The sequence below is a fragment of the Cytobacillus sp. FSL W7-1323 genome (genome assembly GCF_038595015.1).
Classification (GTDB): Bacteria; Bacillota; Bacilli; order Bacillales; family Cytobacillaceae; genus Cytobacillus; species Cytobacillus kochii.
In genome coordinates, this window is the sequence record NZ_CP151998.1 from 3,509,484 (window position 1) to 3,530,416 (window position 20,933).

Annotated in this window: 18 protein-coding genes; 5 read left to right on the plus strand and 13 right to left on the minus strand. The window is 36.3% G+C overall.

All coding sequences use genetic code 11. The features are described 5' to 3' along the window. Window positions 1–25: 25 nt before the first annotated feature. Window positions 26–472 carry a YtoQ family protein gene (locus MKX67_RS17620; RefSeq protein ID WP_095372218.1) on the plus strand — a complete coding sequence of 149 codons (447 nt, stop codon included), beginning with the start codon at window positions 26–28 and terminating at the stop codon, window positions 470–472. 134 nt (window positions 473–606) lie between these two features. On the opposite strand, the gene MKX67_RS17625 is transcribed toward MKX67_RS17620, so the two are convergent. Further along, window positions 607–1,119 (minus strand): DUF84 family protein, encoded by a 513-nt coding sequence (locus MKX67_RS17625; protein ID WP_095372217.1) that lies wholly within the window; start codon window positions 1,117–1,119, stop codon window positions 607–609. 112 nt (window positions 1,120–1,231) lie between these two features. After that, the gene (locus tag MKX67_RS17630; RefSeq protein ID WP_095372216.1) at window positions 1,232–2,305 is read right to left on the minus strand and encodes a M42 family metallopeptidase; all 1,074 of its coding nucleotides are present in this window, start codon (window positions 2,303–2,305) and stop codon (window positions 1,232–1,234) included. Window positions 2,306–2,505: 200 nt separating this feature from the next. Here MKX67_RS17630 and MKX67_RS17635 point away from each other — a divergent pair, with 200 nt between their 5' ends. Further along, window positions 2,506–2,817 (plus strand): PepSY domain-containing protein, encoded by a 312-nt coding sequence (locus tag MKX67_RS17635; RefSeq protein WP_095372215.1) that lies wholly within the window; start codon window positions 2,506–2,508, stop codon window positions 2,815–2,817. A 66-nt stretch (window positions 2,818–2,883) separates the two neighbouring features. Here MKX67_RS17635 and MKX67_RS17640 read toward each other — a convergent pair whose 3' ends face one another. Then, the gene (locus MKX67_RS17640; RefSeq protein WP_095372214.1) at window positions 2,884–3,726 is read right to left on the minus strand and encodes an MBL fold metallo-hydrolase; all 843 of its coding nucleotides are present in this window, start codon (window positions 3,724–3,726) and stop codon (window positions 2,884–2,886) included. A 419-nt stretch (window positions 3,727–4,145) separates the two neighbouring features. Further along, window positions 4,146–4,784, minus strand: a complete 639-nt coding sequence (trmB, locus tag MKX67_RS17645) for a tRNA (guanosine(46)-N7)-methyltransferase TrmB (RefSeq protein ID WP_342488508.1) — start codon at window positions 4,782–4,784, stop codon at window positions 4,146–4,148. A 216-nt stretch (window positions 4,785–5,000) separates the two neighbouring features. Here trmB and MKX67_RS17650 point away from each other — a divergent pair, with 216 nt between their 5' ends. Next, window positions 5,001–5,279 carry a YtzH-like family protein gene (locus tag MKX67_RS17650; protein ID WP_307316725.1) on the plus strand — a complete coding sequence of 93 codons (279 nt, stop codon included), beginning with the start codon at window positions 5,001–5,003 and terminating at the stop codon, window positions 5,277–5,279. Here the strand turns inward: MKX67_RS17650 and MKX67_RS17655 are convergent. From MKX67_RS17655 to thpR, 4 genes are all read right to left on the minus strand, one after another. Next, window positions 5,267–6,058 (minus strand): phosphotransferase family protein, encoded by a 792-nt coding sequence (locus tag MKX67_RS17655; protein ID WP_095372211.1) that lies wholly within the window; start codon window positions 6,056–6,058, stop codon window positions 5,267–5,269. The two genes, MKX67_RS17650 and MKX67_RS17655, sit on opposite strands and share 13 nt — an antisense overlap. Before the next feature lie 146 nt (window positions 6,059–6,204). Then, entirely contained in the window at window positions 6,205–8,331 is a 2,127-nt protein-coding gene (pulA, locus tag MKX67_RS17660; RefSeq protein ID WP_307316720.1) for a type I pullulanase, read from the minus strand. 719 nt (window positions 8,332–9,050) lie between these two features. Further along, window positions 9,051–9,998, minus strand: coding sequence for a nuclease-related domain-containing protein (locus tag MKX67_RS17665; RefSeq protein ID WP_095372209.1), 948 nt, complete (start codon window positions 9,996–9,998; stop codon window positions 9,051–9,053). A 12-nt stretch (window positions 9,999–10,010) separates the two neighbouring features. Next, complete coding sequence (thpR, locus tag MKX67_RS17670; protein ID WP_307316718.1) at window positions 10,011–10,571, minus strand: RNA 2',3'-cyclic phosphodiesterase; 561 nt, start codon at window positions 10,569–10,571, stop codon at window positions 10,011–10,013. Window positions 10,572–10,752: 181 nt separating this feature from the next. Here thpR and cysK point away from each other — a divergent pair, with 181 nt between their 5' ends. Further along, window positions 10,753–11,682 (plus strand): cysteine synthase A, encoded by a 930-nt coding sequence (cysK, locus tag MKX67_RS17675; RefSeq protein ID WP_095372207.1) that lies wholly within the window; start codon window positions 10,753–10,755, stop codon window positions 11,680–11,682. A 385-nt stretch (window positions 11,683–12,067) separates the two neighbouring features. Here cysK and MKX67_RS17680 read toward each other — a convergent pair whose 3' ends face one another. Then, the gene (locus MKX67_RS17680; protein ID WP_307316716.1) at window positions 12,068–13,588 is read right to left on the minus strand and encodes an MDR family MFS transporter; all 1,521 of its coding nucleotides are present in this window, start codon (window positions 13,586–13,588) and stop codon (window positions 12,068–12,070) included. Between the two features lie 153 nt (window positions 13,589–13,741). On the opposite strand from MKX67_RS17680, the gene MKX67_RS17685 reads away from it, so the two are divergent. Further along, window positions 13,742–14,614, plus strand: a complete 873-nt coding sequence (locus MKX67_RS17685) for a TetR/AcrR family transcriptional regulator (protein WP_095372205.1) — start codon at window positions 13,742–13,744, stop codon at window positions 14,612–14,614. 78 nt (window positions 14,615–14,692) lie between these two features. Here MKX67_RS17685 and MKX67_RS17690 read toward each other — a convergent pair whose 3' ends face one another. The 4 genes from MKX67_RS17690 to MKX67_RS17705 all read right to left on the minus strand — a co-directional run bounded on the left by MKX67_RS17690 (window position 14,693) and on the right by MKX67_RS17705 (window position 20,848). Then, on the minus strand, window positions 14,693–15,949 hold the full coding sequence (locus MKX67_RS17690; RefSeq protein ID WP_095372204.1) for an MFS transporter: 1,257 nt from the start codon (window positions 15,947–15,949) through the stop codon (window positions 14,693–14,695). Between the two features lie 24 nt (window positions 15,950–15,973). Further along, on the minus strand, window positions 15,974–16,207 hold the full coding sequence (locus MKX67_RS17695; RefSeq protein WP_307316713.1) for a hypothetical protein: 234 nt from the start codon (window positions 16,205–16,207) through the stop codon (window positions 15,974–15,976). A 452-nt stretch (window positions 16,208–16,659) separates the two neighbouring features. Then, window positions 16,660–18,702 (minus strand): catalase, encoded by a 2,043-nt coding sequence (locus MKX67_RS17700; protein WP_342488509.1) that lies wholly within the window; start codon window positions 18,700–18,702, stop codon window positions 16,660–16,662. Window positions 18,703–18,910: 208 nt separating this feature from the next. Next, entirely contained in the window at window positions 18,911–20,848 is a 1,938-nt protein-coding gene (locus tag MKX67_RS17705) for an FUSC family protein (RefSeq protein WP_307316708.1), read from the minus strand. Window positions 20,849–20,933 lie beyond the last annotated feature (85 nt).

Genomic DNA, 20,933 nt, shown 5'->3' on the forward strand with positions numbered 1-20,933 from the left:
AGTAAAAGTGTAGAGGAGGAAGACAATGGAACTGAATGTATATTTAGCTGGGGAAATTCATTCTAACTGGCGTGAAGAACTGAAGGATAAAGCCAAATCACTACAGTTACCGGTTCATTTTTTCGGACCTATGGAGAATCACGATCGCAGTGACTTCATTGGGGAGGAAATCCTTGGTAAGCAGCCTAATGCTATTTTCAAAGACGAAGCAGCTTCAAATATCAATAATTTACGCACTGAGCTTTTATTGAAAAAATCTGATTTAGTGATTGCCTTATTTGGCGAAAAGTATAAGCAATGGAATACTGCTATGGATGCAAGTGCAGCAATCAACCAAAACAAACCGCTTATCCTCATTCGGCCAGAAGAACTCCACCACCCTCTGAAAGAATTATCAAGTAAAGCAAATGTTACAGTGGAAACGGTTAATCAGGCCATTAAAGTACTTTCTTATATTTTTGAGGAAAAATAGTAGACTATTCCCTACCTGCCACCATTCATGTGGTGGGTATATTTTTGAGACTTTTGCAGAAAACACATCATATGCATCTTAAATAAAAACCAGCCCTAAAATGAAATGGGCTGGTTAATTTATTGCAAAAGGCTTTATTCACCTCTATTGCGATATTGCCATTGACCATACAATAGCTTAACAAGATGGGTAAACATTTCTTCGCGGTTGATTTGATTTTCAGTAAATACCCCTATTGCTCCTTCTTGGCTACGGATATTATTTTTATTCGTAAAATCATCCATGACTGGTCCCAGTTCCTCTCCTTCAATCAGACGCTGCGCTATAGAATCTGGTAAAAGAATTCTTGCTCCACCTGCAACAATTGGCGTATGCCCTTCTACTGCAAGTGCACCCCAATTACATAAGAATAGACCATAATCTGTTTGCTGTACACCACCTTCTAGGCCAATGCCAATGACTCCATCGCCTTCATATAAGGCACCCTTCGCCCTGTTAATTGCTCCTTGAATCGTTTCTTGATCAGTCATTGGTTGTTTAGCTACATTAGATGCAACATCAACAGCAATAACATCACTATTTTCAATGAAAATATTTTTAACGGCCTGTACTTTTGTAGGGTTTTTCGATCCAATATAGATCTTCATGATAGCCCCTCCTAAAATAAATATATTAAAAATCATCCTGATATACTCATTGCCAATGCAAAACTTAAAAAGGACCTCTTGTAAAGAAGTCCCATGTTACTTATTTGAAATTCTAACTGTTTTGACGAATGGTTTCAACTGTTGTGCGATCAAGTGATTTTATCAATGTGACAAGTAGTTCTTTCGCAGCAGCATAATCATCTATATGGATAATTGAACCGTGCGTATGAATGTATCTTGAACAAATACCAACAACTGCACTTGGGACACCATTATTTGTTAAGTGAACACTGCCTGCATCCGTTCCACCAGGAGAAACAAAGTATTGATATGGAATCTGATGACTTTCAGCCGTATCTAGAATAAATTCTCTCAAACCGCGATGTGTAACCATTGAGCGATCAAGTATTCTTAATAATGTACCTTTCCCTAACTGTCCGAACTCGTCCTTTTTACCAGTCATATCATTGGCAGGACTTGCATCAAGCGCAAAGAAAAGATCCGGTTTAATCATATTAGCAGCTGTTTTTGCACCTCTTAAGCCTACTTCTTCTTGTACAGTCGCACCAGACCATAAATTAATAGGTAGTTTCTCATCTTTTATCTCCTCAAGTAATTCGATAGCAAGACCACACCCATAGCGATTATCCCAAGCCTTCGCCAAAATTTTCTTCGGATTCGCCATTGGTGTAAATGGACAAATAGGAACAATTTGTTGTCCCGGTTTGATACCGATTTCTCTTGCATCTTCTTTATTGTCAGCCCCGATATCAATCAACATATTCTTTATATCCATCGGCTTATTTTTTGCCGTATCATCTAATAAATGAGGAGGGATAGAACCAATCACCCCAATTACCGGTCCGTTAGCAGTCATAATCTGCACCCTTTGTGCCAATAATACCTGGCTCCACCAGCCACCTAATGTTTGAAATCTGATCATGCCATTATCTGTAATAGCAGTTACCATAAAACCTACTTCATCCATATGACCTGCAACCATAATCGTAGGATCTGTTTCAGCACCTTTTTTCACACCAAAAATACTTCCTAAATGATCTTGAACAATTTCATCTGAATATTTACTAAGCTCTTCTCTCATAAAATTTCTAACTAAGTGTTCGTTACCAGCTGCTCCGGGAAGTTCTGTTAATGTTTTAAATAGTTCTAAAGTCTTCTCATTCATTATTTCCCACTCCTATTATTTGACTATATTGAATCCTATGTATATTACCATTCTACATAACTTTTATGACGGGTGCCACCATTAGGAAAGTTAATTAGTTTTTAAATATTCAATTCTTTGCTAAGATAAAAGTGAAGCAATTAGCATAGCAAAACATCTAAAAGATTATGTAGATACTTTTTAATAATGGAGGTTTAATTATGAGTTGGAAATCATTTGTTTTAGGTGTAGGGGTCGGTCTTGTTGGAGGATATATTACGCGCGAGGTAATGACAGAGAAAATAGCAGCGTCACCTGAGAAGGCATTACAAAATGCAAAAGATGCCTTCAAAGAGAATGGGGAAATAAGTGGTTCATGGATTCATATGGAAAAAGAACCTTATCAAAAGGAAGAATTACATTATGAAGTGTATAAAGGCGGCATATCCAGATATACTGGTGAAGACGTAAAACAATATGAATTTGTTGCCGATGCAAAAACAGGTGTCATTATTGACGCTTATCCTATTTAATTTATTCCTAAATGAGCGCTGAGCCTCATCGACGCAGATGCGTTGATGGGCACAGGCATTCATTATTTATTTGGCTCTTTTAATTTCTGCGATGATTTCTTTCCCCTCTTGATTCCATTTAACTGCTCGATAAAAGGCATCATGATAAAAACTAAACCAAGCTTCTTTTTCTAATCCTATCTTCATCCACTTTTGTTTTGCAGAGATAGAATCCATCGGATAATCATCAAACGCCAATACCCATAGCACATTTTGATGCGCATGTGTTGGCATAATATCGGCCATATGTATAAGCAACTCTTCTTTTCCCTCAATGATAATGATGCTATGTCCATCACTATGGCCGCCTGTATGAATCATTTGAACAGGTCCCATACTCCATTCTTTATCAAATGTTATTACTTGTTCTTGTATACTCTGCCAATTTTCCTTCCAATATGTATTACGTGAGCGAATATTCGGATTTCTCATTTCATCCCATTCGATTTGTGAACAAATAATCTTCGCGTTCGGAAATACAGAATGATAGGATTCTCCTTCTAATTTAGTCAAACCACAAGCATGATCAAAATGCATATGAGTCATAAGAACATAATCAATATCCGACGTCGTAAAACCTAGTTGCCTTAAGTCTTCCTCTATAAACGATTCTTCCCATGCACCGTAATTCCGCTTTTGTTTATCTGTAAACTTCCCAATCCCTAAACCGCTTTCAACTAACAGCAATTGATTATTCCATTGTATGAGGATAGGATCTGTTCGTAGCTCAATTTGGTTATTTTCATTACTAGGATACTTTTTGGACCATAATGGTTTCGGAACGACACCGAACATCGCTCCCCCATCTAGATGATTGACACCACCACGAAGCCAAGTTAATTTTATATCGTCTATTTGTAAAGTCTCCATTCTTTTCCCTCCCTTTCACACCATTAGTCTATCATATTTACGCAATATTAAGAAATCTATTATTAAGCAGTATTCCATTAATTAAAGAAAAAACAAGTTCAGTTAAGCCACTGGGTATAGTCACTAAAAAGTTCTGAAATCAGGAGGAGAAATAGAGATTCATCGTTCACATAGAAACTCTCTTTCCGTTGACTTCCGTTACAGGATCGATGTGCTTACAATTCTTCAATTTTTCATATATTCGATTTTGTACGGAACTCGTATTCTCTTCGCTTTTTTGAACACATACTCTTGATATGCAGTCTACTCAAAGAAACATGATTAGAGAAGTGAAAAAGGCCTTTATCACCAACACAACATGACGATAAAGACCTGTTACTATTTTCTGAGCCTTTCTTAAGTGAAGCGGCATTTTCACCTTATCGATATTGCACTTCACATCGGAAAATACGACTACCTTTATTCGAGAACTTTTCTTCGTACTCTGTCATTATATTTCCTTCATAATCACTCTGGTGAAGGTCTAAGCTGACATATTTCAATATCATTCCGTATTGAGAGAAACTCATTAAAGAATATTCGAAAAGACCTTGGTTATCTGTTTTAAAATGAATCTCTCCTTGAGGAGTTAGAATATCTTCATAAAGAGATAAGAATGTTTGATAAGTTAGTCTTCTTTTTGCATGTCGTTTTTTAGGCCACGGATCTGAGAAGTTTAAATAAATCCGATCTACTTCACCTTTCTCAAATACCTCCCGTAACTCTGCTGCATCGATATTCATCAGTTTTACATTTGGTAATTCTTCTTCAATAATATGATCTAGCGCACTTACAATGACGCTCTCCGCTAATTCAATACCAATATAATTAATCTCAGGATTCTGTTTTGCCATTCCAGTAATAAAACGACCTTTTCCCGTACCAATTTCGATATGAAGTGGACGATTATTACCAAAGCACACTTGCCACTTTCCTTTTTGTTCTTTTGGCTCTTGGATAATGTATTGTGGATAATTGGCAAGTTTTTCTCTCGCCCACGGTTTATTTCTTTGTCGCATAATTACACCTCTATATTCAATTCATCTTTCAAAAGATAACATGCAATGTAAAAGTGTGCAAGCTCCTTTAAAAGGGTAGCTTACTATGCAGTTTTGCAGACACTCACTACTTCCCATGGTGAAACCTCTTTTGTCATTACGGTTTTTTGCATGTATAAAAAACGAAAGGAATCACAATCTAGTTGTGATTCCATAAAAAGAAAAAAGGTGAGTAAAATGCCAATTAGTCAAAAAGACCAATTAACATTGCTGCAGGATCTATTAAGGAACCATCACACAGATACCTGTGGCTCCAAATCAGAATGTGAACAAATTGCTAGGCTTGTACAATCCCTACAAAACCAAGAAACTATTCATCAAGATTTACTTCCTTTATTAAATGATGTTGACCAATATAGTAAAAACGGTATAGAATCATCTGACCTAAACGAGCATATTTCTTCTAGCAAAGATGAACTCGCTCAATGGGTCGACACAATGAATCAACTAATATAATCTAAATGAAGCCTTCTTTCCAACCCTTGGATTAGATTATTCATTTCCTGAAAACGGAATTTACTTTTATGCCATTGAATACTATCCAAGGCTTGGAACAATGCATACCACTTCATGCGCAATCGCAAATCTTCCGTCAACACCATGCCATATAACTGAAGCCACTCACTCCATTGTTCATATGGAATATAGGCATATAATAATGTACCAATATCTATAGCCGGGTCACCGATCATTGCTCCATCCCAATCTATTAAAAACAACTGATTATCCTCGGATAATAGCCAATTATTATGATTCACATCACAATGACACACAGTCGTTACATCCGTTTCAATCGCATTCACTGTGTCTTTTAAAAATGTTAGTGACTCAGCTACTAATGGAATTTCCAATAAGTCTTGATCCAATTCCGTTAATAGTGATTGTAATACTGTCTCTGGATGGATGGCCGATTTCCCTAACCTAGTTAACATGGCAAGCAATGGTTTTGATGAGTGAATCTTCTTTAGCAGCTTGGCTACTCTCTCGCTATTCATTTGCGATTGCCTAAGCTCACTACCACTCATCCATTGCTGAGCAGTAAATACATCTCCATTCTCCATCCTTTTCGTCCAAACAAGCTTCGGGACAATTCCTTCTGCAGAAAGCACGGCTAGAAAAGGAGAAGAATTCCTTTTTAAAAATAATCGCTGTTCATCATGTTGTGCATAATAGGCTTCTCCAGTTGCACCACCAGCCGGGATAATCCGCCAGTCATCCCCGAATAAATTTTCCAAAATAGTTCACCTGCAATTTACTACGCCATTTATGAATAGCTGTATTAAACAATTTCACACTTAAAGTTTCAATTGAAAATAAAAATAGCTATTGATACAAATTCAACAATAGCTATCTTTATAAATTTTATCTCTTTCAAGAGTTTTTAGCAAGTTACTTTTTCCTGAACAAAACAATAGCAGGAAAAGGGAGGCAAAGTAATATTAGAATAGTTACCTAACGAATGAGGAGAGGCTTGATTTTGAGTGACATATAATTTCCATTGCCCATATGGTAAGGAAATTTCATATTCCTTTTCAGTTGGATTAAAATAACATAATACATCCTCATTAAACTTATGATGTGAAAGTAAATACGCCAGTAGTGGTTTTTCAATATCTAGAAAACTTACCGCTTCATTAATTTGCTTCGTACTGGATAAACGTAAAATCGCATACCTTTTTCTGAAAGCAATTAATCCTTTTACATATTCAACATTCTCTTTATATTTACTCCTAGCCATCCAATCCAATTGATTCACACAATCAGGTGAACGATAACTATTCCCTTCACCGTTTTTTGTTCGAAAGAACTCTTGACCACTGTGCAAGAAAGGAATCCCTTGTGCAAGAAGAACCATCGCTGTTGCTAATCGATGTCTTAGTCTTTTACTTTCATCTGTGTCTTCAGGAAAACATATATGGATTTTATCCCATAATGTATGATTATCATGTACTTCCACATAATTAACCGTCTGAAATGGTTCATTAAATATCCCTTGTTGACCAATGCTCCCCTTCAATACTGTTTTAGCTGTTTGATAATAATAGTGATTACCAAGTGCATATCCACAATCGTATAGATTAAATGTATTCCCTTTTATTCCATCTCTAAACTGATCATTAAATTGTGCAATGGCACCAAGCCTATCTTGATTATGAATATTCGCTTTCTCTTCTTTAGCGAGAGGTGTATTTAAGTCCCAACCTTCACCGATAACAAGGATTGTCGAATCAATGCCATCTAACGTTTTCCGGATAAGTTTCATCGTTGTCACATCTAAAATACCCATTAAGTCAAATCGAAAACCATCAACCTTAAAAGTGTTGGTCCAATAAGTAATCGAATCAACAATAAACTTTCTTACCATATGCCTTTCAGATGCGATATCATTTCCGACACCTGTACCATTTGATGGAGTACCATTTAGATCATGTCTAAAATAATAACCTGGTACAATTTTTTCAAAAGAGGAAGTTTCTCTTTCATACACATGATTATAGACAACATCTAAAATGACCCTTATACCTTTTTGATGAATGACATCAATGAGTCCGATTAATTCATTTATTCTTGTATAAGGAGTGGCAGGATTAGAGGCATAGCTTCCTTGTGGCACATTAAAATGAAGAGGATTATATCCCCAATTATAACAATCGTCTGGTCTAGTCTCATCAACTCCAGCAAAATGATTCAATGGTAAAAATTCGATATGTGTTATACCTAATTCTTTCATATAATTGAGCGCTGTAGAGTCTCCTTTTACGTTAGCAGTGTTCTCTTCAGCTATGCCTTTATATAAACCTTTGTGGCGGACACCGCTATTTGGATGAATGGTCAAATCCCGAATATGCGTTTCGTAAATAATAGCATCTGTCATCATTGAGAAGGATGGGCGTGCTGTTTTTGGATGTTTATATCGATTCTCATCAATAATGACACCTAATTGCCCATTTGGAGTAATTGCTTTTACATATGGGTCTACAGCTTCTCTCCAAACCCCGTTCACACATATGTGGTAGCAATAACACCATTCATGTACATCCATTGATACAGTAACCTGCCAAACACCTTTTTGCTTCCTACTCAGTTCAATCATTTCTGAATCATTGCCATGATGTAACTCTAATCGTAGGGCAGTTGCCGTTGGTGCCCATACTTTAAAAGTCGTTGCATGCGGTTGATATTCATATCCAAGAGGCCCTTCATATTTGAAGAGCTCATCAAATTCAGGTGTTCTTGTCACCGACCCAATATCGACCTCAATCACATCTCCGTGTTCACTTTCTATATAACATATCGCCCCAAATGGAAAAGGATGAGGAAAAGAACAATAGTATTTGCGAAAATCATTAATTTCTTCTATTCCTTCTATCACAAGCTCGTAACTTTCATCACGATGGATATAAGTAAAATACTTTGAATGACCCTGGTGATAATCATAAGGAAGTAATAATGTGACTAAATCTAATCGATCTAAATACGCATAAAATGCTTTCTTACTATCATTCATATTACTCCCCCATCCCTTCATTTAATTATTGTCCTCTTTGCTAGATTGGAAATATCTCTTAGGCGAAATGATAAGCCATTCTCCCCTCTATCCTGCACATCAAATGAACGGGAAGCCGCATTGAGATAGAAAGTCCAAGAAGTGACATCACTTCTTTATACTTCCCTACTTTCCTTTGCAATGTGAGCATACTAATCAATTATAATAATGTCCATCCCTGTACTCGCCACAGTTCCTACGACATTTGCGGAAATCATATGTAACGCCAACAAAAAGTCTCAGGTTCTATTCCTATCGGTTTATAAACCGATTCACCTTATAGGCAACTTAAGCATCAAACCACAGCCCATTATTTTTACAAATAGCAAATAGAGTTATTTAATCCCTAAATTCACCCGATATCAAAACTCTTCTTCATTATCTATATTATTCACCAGTGATTTAAGTGCTTGTTTAGCTGAATAGACTTTCAAAATACCTCTTATCAAATCATTACCCGATCTATATGGAAAAAGGCCAGTTTAACAGCCGAGCTCTTATTCCATCCATGCAGTTCATGAATGGTACAAACACTGCCTTACAAACCAATAACACTTTTTATTCGGACCTGTTACTGGACAAGAGTATTTGACTTTGCTGTCTTAAATTTGCCTGAACGAGAGACACACTTATTTCATTTTTTTCGTATGGATAGACAATAATGATTAATCGCCTATTCGTTACCCTTCCCCTATGTCACTCCATTCCGATCTTTCGAATGATATACTTTCCGCATAAGTCAACAAGGCTTGTGCTGCTAATAACTGCTGACTTTTTAACGGTGCTTTTGTTTGTCTTTTATTTATGAACCAAGACGGATACTCTTTCCGATCAATTAAAGTAACATCAAAGGGTACTGAAGGATAATCAATATATCCTTCTCGGCAAAGAACAACCTTTTGAACAGGTAAAGTGACATCATGTTTGTCCAAAATTTTCTTGACTACTGTGACTGTTCTGTTTAATGAGATCAATGGGTTTAAAATTTTCTGTTCATTTTCTTTTTTAGCTAACCAAAATCGGCCAGCACTTCCGGTATAAGCCGTTAATTCAGCACCGTCTAAAAAATGGAGACAGATTACTTCCGTCGGTGTGAGAATAATTGTATCAAGAGAAACCGGTGCTTGACCTAGCTTTAGTATCGGCTGGAATAGGACAAGGAATGTATCTGGAAACCTTTGTAACAAGTATTTTAACTGTTCATTATAATAGTAACTTCTTGGTAGAGATGATTCAGAAAACAAGGTTGAGCTTGCCCACTTTAATTGTGTACGAAATAATTGATCGAGGTACATTTGCTTAAGTTCCTTTGTTGAGGTAGGTCTCACATGATAGTCCGCGGTAAACGAAAATGAATCTTCATTATGATTCGTTTCCTCTTCAGCCACCTCTTCAATCATTGTCTCCTTGTTTCTTTTTACAATATTGAGCAGCTTATCCTTCAAGCGTGGTTTATGATATTGAGCTGGTTCTTCCTCTATGAGTTGGTACTCTTTTCCTTCTTCTTCAAAACGGGTCAATAACAGTTCCCATTGTTGTTTTTTTAATTTTACAAATCTAGATGGATATAAATAAATATTCTGCTCATATCGTGAAATACAATCGACAATTTTTATTAACTGCCCCACCCTACTACCCCCTTAACTTTTTAATGAGAATGTTGCTATTCTTTTATATTTCGGCTTACTCTCTGTATTTACTTCATAAAGACCCACTTCAGTAGCTTCAAATGATAACGGTGTTTCCATAATAGGCGGAAAATGTGTGAACTGATTTTTACCTTGCCATTTTTTAGCTAATGTAATATGTGGTGTGAAATTTCTTCTATCACGTGAGAAACCATACTTTCCACAGACTTGATTAACAATGGATTGAATTTCATGTAATTGCTTTTCTTTATGTATATCACACCATAGAATACGAGGGCGTTCCTTAAGTCCAAAAGTTTGAACACCTTCAAGATACAGCGTAAATGGGGAAGTATTTTTTAAATCATTAACTATCAGTTGGTTCATTTCGTCCAATACTTCTAAAGAAGCACTCCCTAAGAAAGCAAGAGTAATGTGATAATCACATTCATGTACCCAATCTTTAAACGGATAATCAGCCTCTACTGCCAGACATTTTTGTTTTATGATTAATTGTATATTTCTTGGTATACTAATCGCATAAAAGTAATGAGGATTTCTCTTTTCCATCATCTTTATCCTCCCAATTCCTTTTGATTATCTATATCTATTTTATCAGAACAGATAAGAATTTCAGTATTTTTCCATAGGTATGATGTCATGTTTGCCTTTAAGCAATTCCTTTATAACTGATAAGTTAAATATGATATAACTATAATAAAGAGTAAAGCATTGAAGAAAGGATGCGACTTGAATGAAGGTTGTTGAAAACTTAGCGCAACTAATAGGAGACACCCCTCTATTGAAATTAAATAAAATTGGGCCTAAAAATGGGGCTACTATTTATGGAAAACTAGAGTTTTTTAACCCTAGCAAAAGCGTAAAGGACAGAGCAGCATATAATATGATTCTAAAAGCTGAAAAAGCGGGGTTATTAAAACCAGGGGCTACAATTATTGAACCCACAAGCGGAAATACAGGCATAGGTCTTGCTATGAATGCTGCCGCTAGAGGATATAAAAGTATACTCGTAATGCCCGATACGATGACGAAAGAAAGAATCAATTTATTAAAAGCGTACGGTGCAGAAGTTGTTCTCACACCAGGAGATGAAAAAATGCCTGGTTCAATCAGAAAAGCAAAAGAATTAGCTAAACAAATTCCTAATAGCTTTATCCCTATGCAATTCGAAAATAATGCTAACCCAGATGCCCATAGGCATTCAACTGCTATTGAAATTATTGATGGGATGAAACAAATAGGTAAGGATTTGTCTGCATTCGTTGCTACTGCAGGGACAGGGGGAACCATTACAGGTACCGGGGAAGTATTGAAAGATTATTATGAGGGACTCCAAGTCCATGTTGTAGAACCAAAAGGTTCGCCTGTGCTTTCCGGTGGAGAACCAGGAAAACATAAATTAGTAGGGACAAGTCCTGGCTTTATACCAGAAATCTTAAATACAAATGTCTATGATGAAATACATCAAATCACAGACGAAGACGCCTATCAAACAACAAGAGACCTCGCACGAAAAGAGGGCATCCTTGTCGGTCCATCATCTGGAGCAGCTTGTTTCGCAGCGATACAGGTCGCTAAAGGTTTAACATCAGATGATGTCGTTGTATTCATTGTTTGTGACACAGGTGAGAGATATTTATCAAGTGATTTATTTAAAATTTGAATATAGAGCTAGAAAGCCGGACGAATGCTATCGTAGATTTGTCAGGCTTTTTTATTATTACACTCCTAAATTAAAAACCGATCCCCCGTTAACCAAGTTTACCAAGCTTTCACACCTCGTGTGTACCCAATTTAATTCCCTAATTTCCTATTTTAGTTTTCATTTGTGTCTTTCCTGCTGAATGACTTGCAAGTTCGCATTGCTCGGCTTTCATTTCCATTCTCGCTTCTGAGTAATATGCAAACCACACATTTAATAAGTACCTTGTGCTTCCAATATGCCCTAAAGAAACCCTCCCATATTTCTTTCGCGTGTTCCCCGCTCATATGCGTTATGTTTAGAACAACAAAAAAAAGGCCACTCGATTTATCGAATGGCCTTTCTCTTATACTTCAGCACTCACTTGTTTTGAATGCCTATTGTCTTCCTCTTCTTCTAACTTACGTACTGCTTCCTCACTTGTATCCACTCGTTTTATAAATAATACGAGTATAAGTGCAACAATATTAATTGCAAGTGATACATAGAAGGCATATTGTATACCTGATAGTAACGCTTGTTGAGTAACTGCAGCAGTTGTTGCTTCTGTCATTGTTGTAGGGTCTACACCTGTCATTAAGCTTTCTGCTTTAGATTGTGTGACACTATTCATAATCGTTACTAATATAGCTGTACCGATTGAACCCGAAACTTGTTGAGCTGTGTTATTTATTGCTGTTCCATGTGGATTTAAGCGATTTGGAATTTGGTTCATACCATTTGTCATAATTGGCATCATTACCATTGACATACCAAACATTCTCAACGCATAGATAATCACAATATGACTATAGGATGTATCGATTTGTAAATTAGCTAACATATAAGTTGAAATAGCTGTCACTATTAAACCAACAGCAGCTAACATACGCGGTCCAAATTTATCAAATAACTTACCAGTGATTGGTGACATAATTCCCATCACAATTGCTCCTGGAAGCATTAACAGACCAGAATCGAGCGGCGATATTCCACGAACACTCTGTACATATGCTGGAGTTAAGATCATACCTGAAAACATGGCGACCGCATTAACAATTGCAATCACTGATCCCAGTGCAAACATCGGATATTTATATACACGTAAATCTAATAGTGGTTTTTCCATTGTCATTTGACGAATAATAAAGAGAATAAGTGAAATGCCACCAACAATTAAAGTCGTTAGTACCCATGTATCTGTCCAACCATCAGCACTTGCAGAACTAAAACCATAAAGCAAGCCGCCGAAACCTAAACAAGATAGCACGACTGAAAAATAATCAAGTTGCACATTTTTATTTTGAGGCATAACGTTCTCTAATTTCCAAATAGATAGTAATAAGCTGATGATTGCTAATGGCAAAATCATCTCAAAAAGAACACGCCAATCATGATATTGAACAATATACCCAGACAAAGTCGGACCAATGGCTGGTGCAGTAATCATAACTAATCCAAACACACCCATTGCAGTACCGCGTTTTTCACGAGGAAAACTAACAAGCATGACGTTCATTAATAAAGGCCCCATAACGGATGCACCTGCAGCCTGAACCATACGACCTGCTAATAACATACCAAAGTTTGGTGCAAATGCAGCCATAGCTGTACCAATTGTAAATACAGACATACAGAAAATATATAAGCTACGATTTTTAAAACGTGTTAGTAAGAATGCTGAAGCAGGAACAAGCACGCCACTAACTAGCATATACCCAGTTGCCAGCCACTGTACTGTAGAATAATTTTCTACATTTAAATCGACCATAATACTAGGCAACGCCACATTTAATAATGAATTATTTAAGAAAGACACAAACGCACCGACAAATAATATTGCAAGCATTAAATACGGAGGTTTTTGAGGTTGTAAACTTGAATCCATACTTTCTCATCCTTTTTATTTTTTATTTCGAGTACTGAACCATTTTAAACCCAAAGTATAAATCGGTCAACATATTTATACTAAAAGTTCAATTACATTGTATTTCTCTTCTTAAGAATTTATAATTAAAGCCATAAGGGTGGGGAATACACGATGAATAACAAGAAGAAGAAAGTGGCAGATGCAGCATTGAAACTGTTTCAAGAAAAGGGAATTCAACAAACATCTGTACAAGATATTATTGATTCAGCAAATATTTCCAAAGGGACATTTTACAATTATTTCGCCACAAAAAATGATTGTATCGCTGAGATATTAGAGGATTTGCGCTATGAAGCAAGTCAAAGAAGAATTGCACTACAAGTGGGGAAAGATACAAAAGATAGAGATGTCTTTATAGATCAAATCTCCCTATTATACACACTACAAGAAGCCAGTAATCTTCATCGATTATTTGAAGCGATATTGCATTCCAATGAAAAGGATTTAAAGAAACTCGTTTTACAACATAGAGTGTACGATATGGAATGGTTAACATTTAGAGTTATTGAGGTATTTGGAGAAGACACTAGAGATTATGCGTTTGAAGGAGTTGTCTTATTTACTGGAATGCTCCAACACCTTCTCTTTGTGAAAAGAATTACGAATAATGTTTATGATTTAAAACAACTTATTGATGTGACACTATCTTATTTAGAGATGATTTTACAAACGATGAAATCTAGTGGCGTTTCTCTTCTCAATTATTCAGCTATTAATCAGCTAAGAACTCATATAAATAAACGGATTATCAAAATTGAAGAAATTTTTGAGTTTGCTCAGCAATTGCAAGAACAGCACCAATTTGATGAAGATCAACAAGATTTATTTGATGCGATATTAACAGAATTAAAAGCAGACCGAATTCGTAAACCTGTTCTGTTACCTTTACTCAAACCTTTCCAAACCTCACTAGACAAGACAGAGATCGAACTACAAGCTCATACGTTTACAAATTTGATTTGGTACTATTTACAAACAAAATAAAAACAGCTTGGACAGTTTTGCTTTTATCTAAAATAACCACGAGCCAAATGAATTTGGTTCGTGGTTATTTATTTCCCATTAGCTATTTGCTTTTGCTAACTTTGGCCAGAAGACAATTGGTACTAAAATGAATGAAATCAATCCACCAACTATACTTAAAGTAGCATAACTAGAATGAGCAACAACCATGCCCGAAAGCAACCCACCTGTCGCACCAGATAGGGCAATAAACACATCGACTTTTCCCTGAATGTGAGCTCTGTTTTCATTGGTTGTTCCATCAACAATTAATGTCGTTCCACTGATTAAACCGAAGTTCCAGCCTAACCCTAATAAAGCTAAAGCTAAGATTAATCCAAATAAAGAATCCTCAGGCACACTAGCAGCGGTAATTCCAGATAACAATAATGTAACACCTGCAGCAATTGCAATAAAATATCTACCTAATCTATCAACTAGAACACCTGTAAATAGAGATGGTAAATACATCGCACCAATATGAACGCCAATTACCACTCCGATTGCTTGTAGTGTATGACCATGATGAAGCATATGAACAGGGGTCATCGTCATAATCGCTACCATAATTAACTGTGTTAAAATCATTACTGTTGCCCCAACAACGATATGATATTTATTTACATTTTTGGTAGCAATAACAGAATTACTCATTTGATTTTCTTCTTCAGCGACCCATTGCTTCGCTAAGATAAATGGGTCTGGACGTAATAAAATAAACAATACAATCCCAGCAGCTATGTATGCAAGAGCAGATAATAAAAACGGGCCAGCTAAAGGAGGAATGGTTAATCGGCCTGCCACCTCCCCCATAATATTAACTAGATTGGGCCCTAATACTGCTCCAAATGTGGTCATAACCATTGTTAAACTTACTGCTTTTCCCCTTTGATTCTCATTAGCCAAATCACTGCCGGCATATCTCGCTTGTAAATTGGTTGCCGTACCTGCGCCGTAAAGGAATAAAAAAAAGAATAATAGAAAAATATTCTGTAATATAGCTGCCAAAACAACCCCTAATGCTCCTAGTCCACCTACAATAAAACCTATAGTAAGTCCAATTCTTCTGCCATAATGTTGAGAAGTTTTCCCTACTATAAAAGCAGTAACTGCTGATCCAATCGTGAATAAAGCTGTTGGCAAGCCTGCATATGAAGCCGTTCCTAATATATCCTCTGCTAATAACGCTCCTACCGTAATGCCTGCAGCCAAACCTGCTCCACCAAACAACTGAGAAATACTCACAACCGTTAAAGTTCTTTTATATAATCTCTCTCTCTCACTCTCACTATAACTCGATTGAATCGGTTCTCCCATTTCTTCCCCTCACTTTGTTAAATCTTATATTTCTTGATTTTGAAGTTTTATTAGTATTGTATCCTTAATAAACTTTCGGCAGCTTTCAGATAAAAGTGACTTATTCGGATGAATCATATCACCATATATGTTATTCCCTAGAATTCTCACTTCTCCTGCAAATGGTTTATCGGATTGTGCATCGTACCCTTGTAGGACAATATAAATAGATTGTCCCCTCCTCGCAAAATCAATGATAGACATTTGATGTTTACTCAATTTTATTCCATCCCCTCTGGTTATAACCGTTATTGACTAGTTTACTCTATTTTTGGTAAATGGGAGCAATGATTTGATTATCATTCAGTTAGTAAAAGCTTTCATAACACCTTAGTTTAAGGTATTCAACCATTTATTAATCTTCAAGCATAATAAGTAATACATGAGAGGAGTTGATTTTATAAAGGAGTTTTTATAATTGACCCTATTACGACGTTTAGATGGCACTAATCGTCTTTACTGGATCTAACAGACAAGAGAAGATAACGGATGATTTGATTAATAAAATTGAGGGTACAACTATTTCAAAAACAATACATCATAATCATTGAAGAAATTCTCTATAAAACAACTATGTATGATAGAAAAGATGATACATGTAGTTAAATTTACTATTGAACGCAAAAAACAGAGACACCATTAGATGACGTCTCTGTTTTCCTTCTTAGTCATTATACTTGCGACCGATTCCAAAATCTGTGAGCGGACAAAGCATCAATTATTTGTTTCGCAAAATCATTACCTGATTGTTCTTCTAGTAAAATGCCTTCTTCACTAGGATAATCTAAATCTTTAATCCAATAGATGGCATCACCAGTAGCAGCGATTGGTTTGAAGTGTTGGTATGCTTCATCTATAAACAGCAATGCATCATGCTTAAAGGTTGCATCAACTTCATCACTACCAATGAGATACACACCATCAAATACCACTGAACTGTCACTAGCAAATGTATGTTTTGCTTGTAACTCTACTCCCCCACTCCCTCTAATTGTGCCAAGACGGTCACTTATAATACATGGGTTCACACCAGCTTCTTGCAAATCATTGATGATTGACTTTGCTTTTTCACCTTCAAACCCATCTGTAACAATGATTGCTAGTTTACGTGTAGCTGCGGAAAAGATTGTGTTTTGTTGACTTAGTGCAGGTGATGATTTCGCTGTAGTTGTCTCATTTTTATTCTCAACTGCATCTACACCCACTTTTTCAGCAATGCGATTAGCAAGATCACTATTTACGTGACTAAACATTTCGACTACACGCTCTTTTACAGCTTGGCTTTCCACTTTACTCAATTCGAATTGAAAAGCACTAATCGTATGTTCTTTTTCTATATCGCTCAAGCTATTCCAGTACAGTGTAGCTTGACTAAAGTGATCTTCAAAACTATCACTTCGTTCTCTAATTTTCCTACCTTCTACTTTTTCTTGATAGTGAGCATAACCACCTTCAGATTCTTCAACCGTATTCGGCGAACCATTTGCTAGGGTATTATTATGATAAGCAGCTTGTCCTGTATTAATCGTTTGGCGACCATAACCATCTCTTTGATTATTGTGGAAAGGGCAAACAGGTCTATTAATAGGTAGCTCATGGAAATTTGGACCACCTAAACGAATGAGTTGGGTATCTGTATAGGAAAACAATCTTGCTTGTAATAATGGATCATTCGTAAAATCAATACCAGGTACTACATTTCCAACTTGGAAGGCCACTTGTTCTGTTTCAGCAAACACATTGTCTACATTGCGATTCAGTGTCATTTTACCAATTTTACGAACAGGAATTCCTTCTTCTGGCCAAATCTTCGTTGGATCCAGAATATCGAAATCAAACGAAAATTCATCCTTCTCTTCTAAAATTTGCACACCAAGTTCGTATTCAGCATAGTCGCCTGCTTCGATAGACTCCCATAAATCACGGCGATTGAAATCAGGGTCTTTCCCTCCTAACTTTTGTGCCTCGTCCCAAACAAGGGAATGTGTGCCTAATACTGGTTTCCAGTGAAACTTAACAAAGTGACCTTCCCCTTTATCATTAACCAATCTAAATGTATGAACACCGAATCCTTCCATTGTTCGATAACTTCGCGGAATACCACGGTCACTCATCACCCACATCACCATATGGGCAGATTCCTGATTTTGCGAAACCCAATCCCAAAAAGTATCATGTGCAGAAGCCGCTTGTGGCATTTCATTATGCGGTTCAGGTTTCACTGCGTGAATTAAATCAGGAAATTTAATACCATCTTGGATAAAAAATACAGGAATATTATTACCTACTAGATCATAATTTCCTTCTTCTGTATAAAATTTTGTAGCAAATCCCCTGGCATCTCTCGGCGTATCAAGTGAACCACGCGAACCAACAACTGTTGAAAACCGGACAAAAACAGGCGTTGTCGTATGAGGATTAGTTAAAAATTTCGCTTTCGTGAATGCCTTCATTGAATCATCATAAACTTGAAACTCACCGTGAGCCCCAAATCCCCTAGCATGAACAACACGCTCAGGAATTCTTTCATGGTCAAAATGCGTTAACTTCTCACGTAAATGGAAATCCTCTAGTAATGTTGGACCTCTTGTACCAGCTTTTAAAGAATGTTCATCTTCTGAAAGTTTTACTCCTCCGTTTGTTGTTAAGTCTTTATCCTTATTGTCATTACTTCTAAAATTTTCAAGTTGTTTGTCTTTATCATTTTTAGACATAGTAATTCTCTCCTTTTATTATGTAATTATTTTTAAGGAATAGTTGTTTTTATTTACCCTCCATATTTTTTCTAAAACAAAAATAATCATTTTTTTTAAATAATAATTATAAAAAAGATGGAATCAACACATTGATTATTTTAAGCCAACGCCTATTTACAGGTTTCTTTTATGACATACTAGCGTTTTATCATAAAAAAAAAGCACCCTATGATGGATGCTTTTCTTCGTGCATTTGTAATGATCTTTGAAGATGAATCATGTCATTTTTCAAGTTAGATAAACCTTGCATTTTAGGAAAGGACAAATTTGCTGGAGCGTGCTCTCTGTAAGCTGCATTAGCTAAAGATTCATAAGAATACAAGAGTTGCGCTAAAGCCTCATCAGATAATTTCACTTGGTGCGCTTTCTCTTCTGCTGTTTTTTCAAGAAAATAGGTGATTTGCTCTAACCAAAAAACAACTGGCCAATAATAGGTTAATGCGCTGCGATCGATCGGGATCTCACCAGCTGCTGTATTATATACAGTCTTTAAGCCTTGAATATTTGTTTTCAATTTAGATAGTTCTCTTTCTGATTCATGACCATCTTTTGTATGGGTTGAAAACATTGTAAACATGAGCTGAGCTTGGCTACGAATTGTTTTTGAAATGAGGTGGGGTAGCCTACTAGAGGCTGAGCTTCTCCCAATAATTAAAACACCTAATAAACCAATGATACTGCCTATAAAAACATCAATTATTCTTGCTTGTGCGAAATAAGTAAAAGCAAAATCACCTGGCGTTACTGTTTCTGCCATCAACAGCGCATTAGGTGTAAAAAAGATTGCCGCTAATCCATAGTTTTTCACAATAAATAATTCTGTAATAAAGGTAAGTAAAAAGATTAATAAGGCAATGACAAGTCCAGTAGGGTGAAAACTAAGTATAAAGCTAGCGATTAAGATTCCCACTATTGTTCCAATTCCACGTTGAATTGCACGATGATAAGTGGCAACGACTGTTGCTCCAGACATGACAGCTACACAAGAAAGAGGTACCCAAAATGAACGTTCAAAATGAAATTGGTAAGCGATAATCCCTGCAATGATTGTCATAATTCCAATTCTCAAAGCAGACAGTAATACAATCGAGTTCTTATCAAATGAATGAAGTAAAGCTTTTCTAACAGTGGGCTTAGAAAGCTCTATTTCTTCTTTCACATGCGAAGATATATCTTCTGTATCCCAATCGAGGCGTTTAATAATTGCATATAATTGCTTATACTTGGCGTGCCAGCCTCTTACTTCATCTTCTTCGATTTCAATTATATCCAATCTATTTTTATCAACTGAATTCGATAAAACTTGAAGCTGTTCTATTAATTTTTGTGGTGGCGCTGTTCTTTCATTTAAAAAGTTTTTAATCACCTCTAGAAAAATGCGATTCAAATGATCATTTAACACATATAAACGATCATATCTCTTCTTCCTTCTAAGAGGTAGGTAGCCAGCAATTAAGATATCCTCGACATCATTTAAGGAGGACATGACTTTATATCTCTGTTCATCAAACTGCTCTGTACCAATGCTTTTTATCAAAATGGTTAATTCATTATAAGCCCTTTTAACGACATCTGTTTCAGGTCCAAAAGGATTCACAAACCAGCCTGCCATCGCAATCAACCATGACAGTGCACCACCTAAAAACACAAACCCAGCACGCTGAAACGCTAGCTCAGGCTCTGTAGGCATTCCAGAAGTCATTGCGAACACTAATACAAAAAAGATCGCACTTGGCCCGGTAAAGCGTAACGCTCCAAAGACAAACGTGGCCATTGCAGCAATTATACCCATAATGATTGCAACAGCAAGTGGAAACGGTGCAGCAATTGTCCCTAAGAAGGATGATAAAGTAATTCCTATGGCAACGAAAAATAGTTTTTTTGCTCTTTGGGCATAAGGGATATTAAATACATAAAGATAGGTAAACCCACCCATACCTGTTAATAAACCATACTCTAGCTCTCCAAAAAGGATACCAATAATAACTGGAAGACCTGCAGCTAATCCAGCTAGAAAAGCCTTTACCCATGGAAAAGGTTTTTTGTTCACCTTTAGAGCTTGTTGAAGAAGGGATGCATTTCCTTTATCTGTATTTCCACTCATTTATAAAACCTCACTTAAAACCTTAAAATAAAAACAATAAAGAGCATCTATTCACACTAGATGCCCATGTTCTATAGAACGTAAA

What these genes read in the sequence shown, in the direction of transcription:
- MKX67_RS17630 (WP_095372216.1), bottom strand. Translation starts at nt 2,305, where the DNA reads ATGAATGAGAAGACTTTAGAACTATTTAAAACATTAACAGAACTTCCC.
- cysK (WP_095372207.1), top strand. Translation starts at nt 10,753, where the DNA reads ATGAAGGTTGTTGAAAACTTAGCGCAACTAATAGGAGACACCCCTCTA.
- MKX67_RS17650 (WP_307316725.1), top strand. Translation starts at nt 5,001, where the DNA reads ATGCCAATTAGTCAAAAAGACCAATTAACATTGCTGCAGGATCTATTA.
- MKX67_RS17700 (WP_342488509.1), bottom strand. Translation starts at nt 18,702, where the DNA reads ATGTCTAAAAATGATAAAGACAAACAACTTGAAAATTTTAGAAGTAAT.
- MKX67_RS17680 (WP_307316716.1), bottom strand. Translation starts at nt 13,588, where the DNA reads ATGGATTCAAGTTTACAACCTCAAAAACCTCCGTATTTAATGCTTGCA.
- MKX67_RS17705 (WP_307316708.1), bottom strand. Translation starts at nt 20,848, where the DNA reads ATGAGTGGAAATACAGATAAAGGAAATGCATCCCTTCTTCAACAAGCT.
- MKX67_RS17625 (WP_095372217.1), bottom strand. Translation starts at nt 1,119, where the DNA reads ATGAAGATCTATATTGGATCGAAAAACCCTACAAAAGTACAGGCCGTT.
- MKX67_RS17635 (WP_095372215.1), top strand. Translation starts at nt 2,506, where the DNA reads ATGAGTTGGAAATCATTTGTTTTAGGTGTAGGGGTCGGTCTTGTTGGA.
- trmB (WP_342488508.1), bottom strand. Translation starts at nt 4,784, where the DNA reads ATGCGACAAAGAAATAAACCGTGGGCGAGAGAAAAACTTGCCAATTAT.
- MKX67_RS17685 (WP_095372205.1), top strand. Translation starts at nt 13,742, where the DNA reads ATGAATAACAAGAAGAAGAAAGTGGCAGATGCAGCATTGAAACTGTTT.
- MKX67_RS17620 (WP_095372218.1), top strand. Translation starts at nt 26, where the DNA reads ATGGAACTGAATGTATATTTAGCTGGGGAAATTCATTCTAACTGGCGT.
- MKX67_RS17690 (WP_095372204.1), bottom strand. Translation starts at nt 15,949, where the DNA reads ATGGGAGAACCGATTCAATCGAGTTATAGTGAGAGTGAGAGAGAGAGA.
- pulA (WP_307316720.1), bottom strand. Translation starts at nt 8,331, where the DNA reads ATGAATGATAGTAAGAAAGCATTTTATGCGTATTTAGATCGATTAGAT.
- MKX67_RS17640 (WP_095372214.1), bottom strand. Translation starts at nt 3,726, where the DNA reads ATGGAGACTTTACAAATAGACGATATAAAATTAACTTGGCTTCGTGGT.
- thpR (WP_307316718.1), bottom strand. Translation starts at nt 10,571, where the DNA reads ATGATGGAAAAGAGAAATCCTCATTACTTTTATGCGATTAGTATACCA.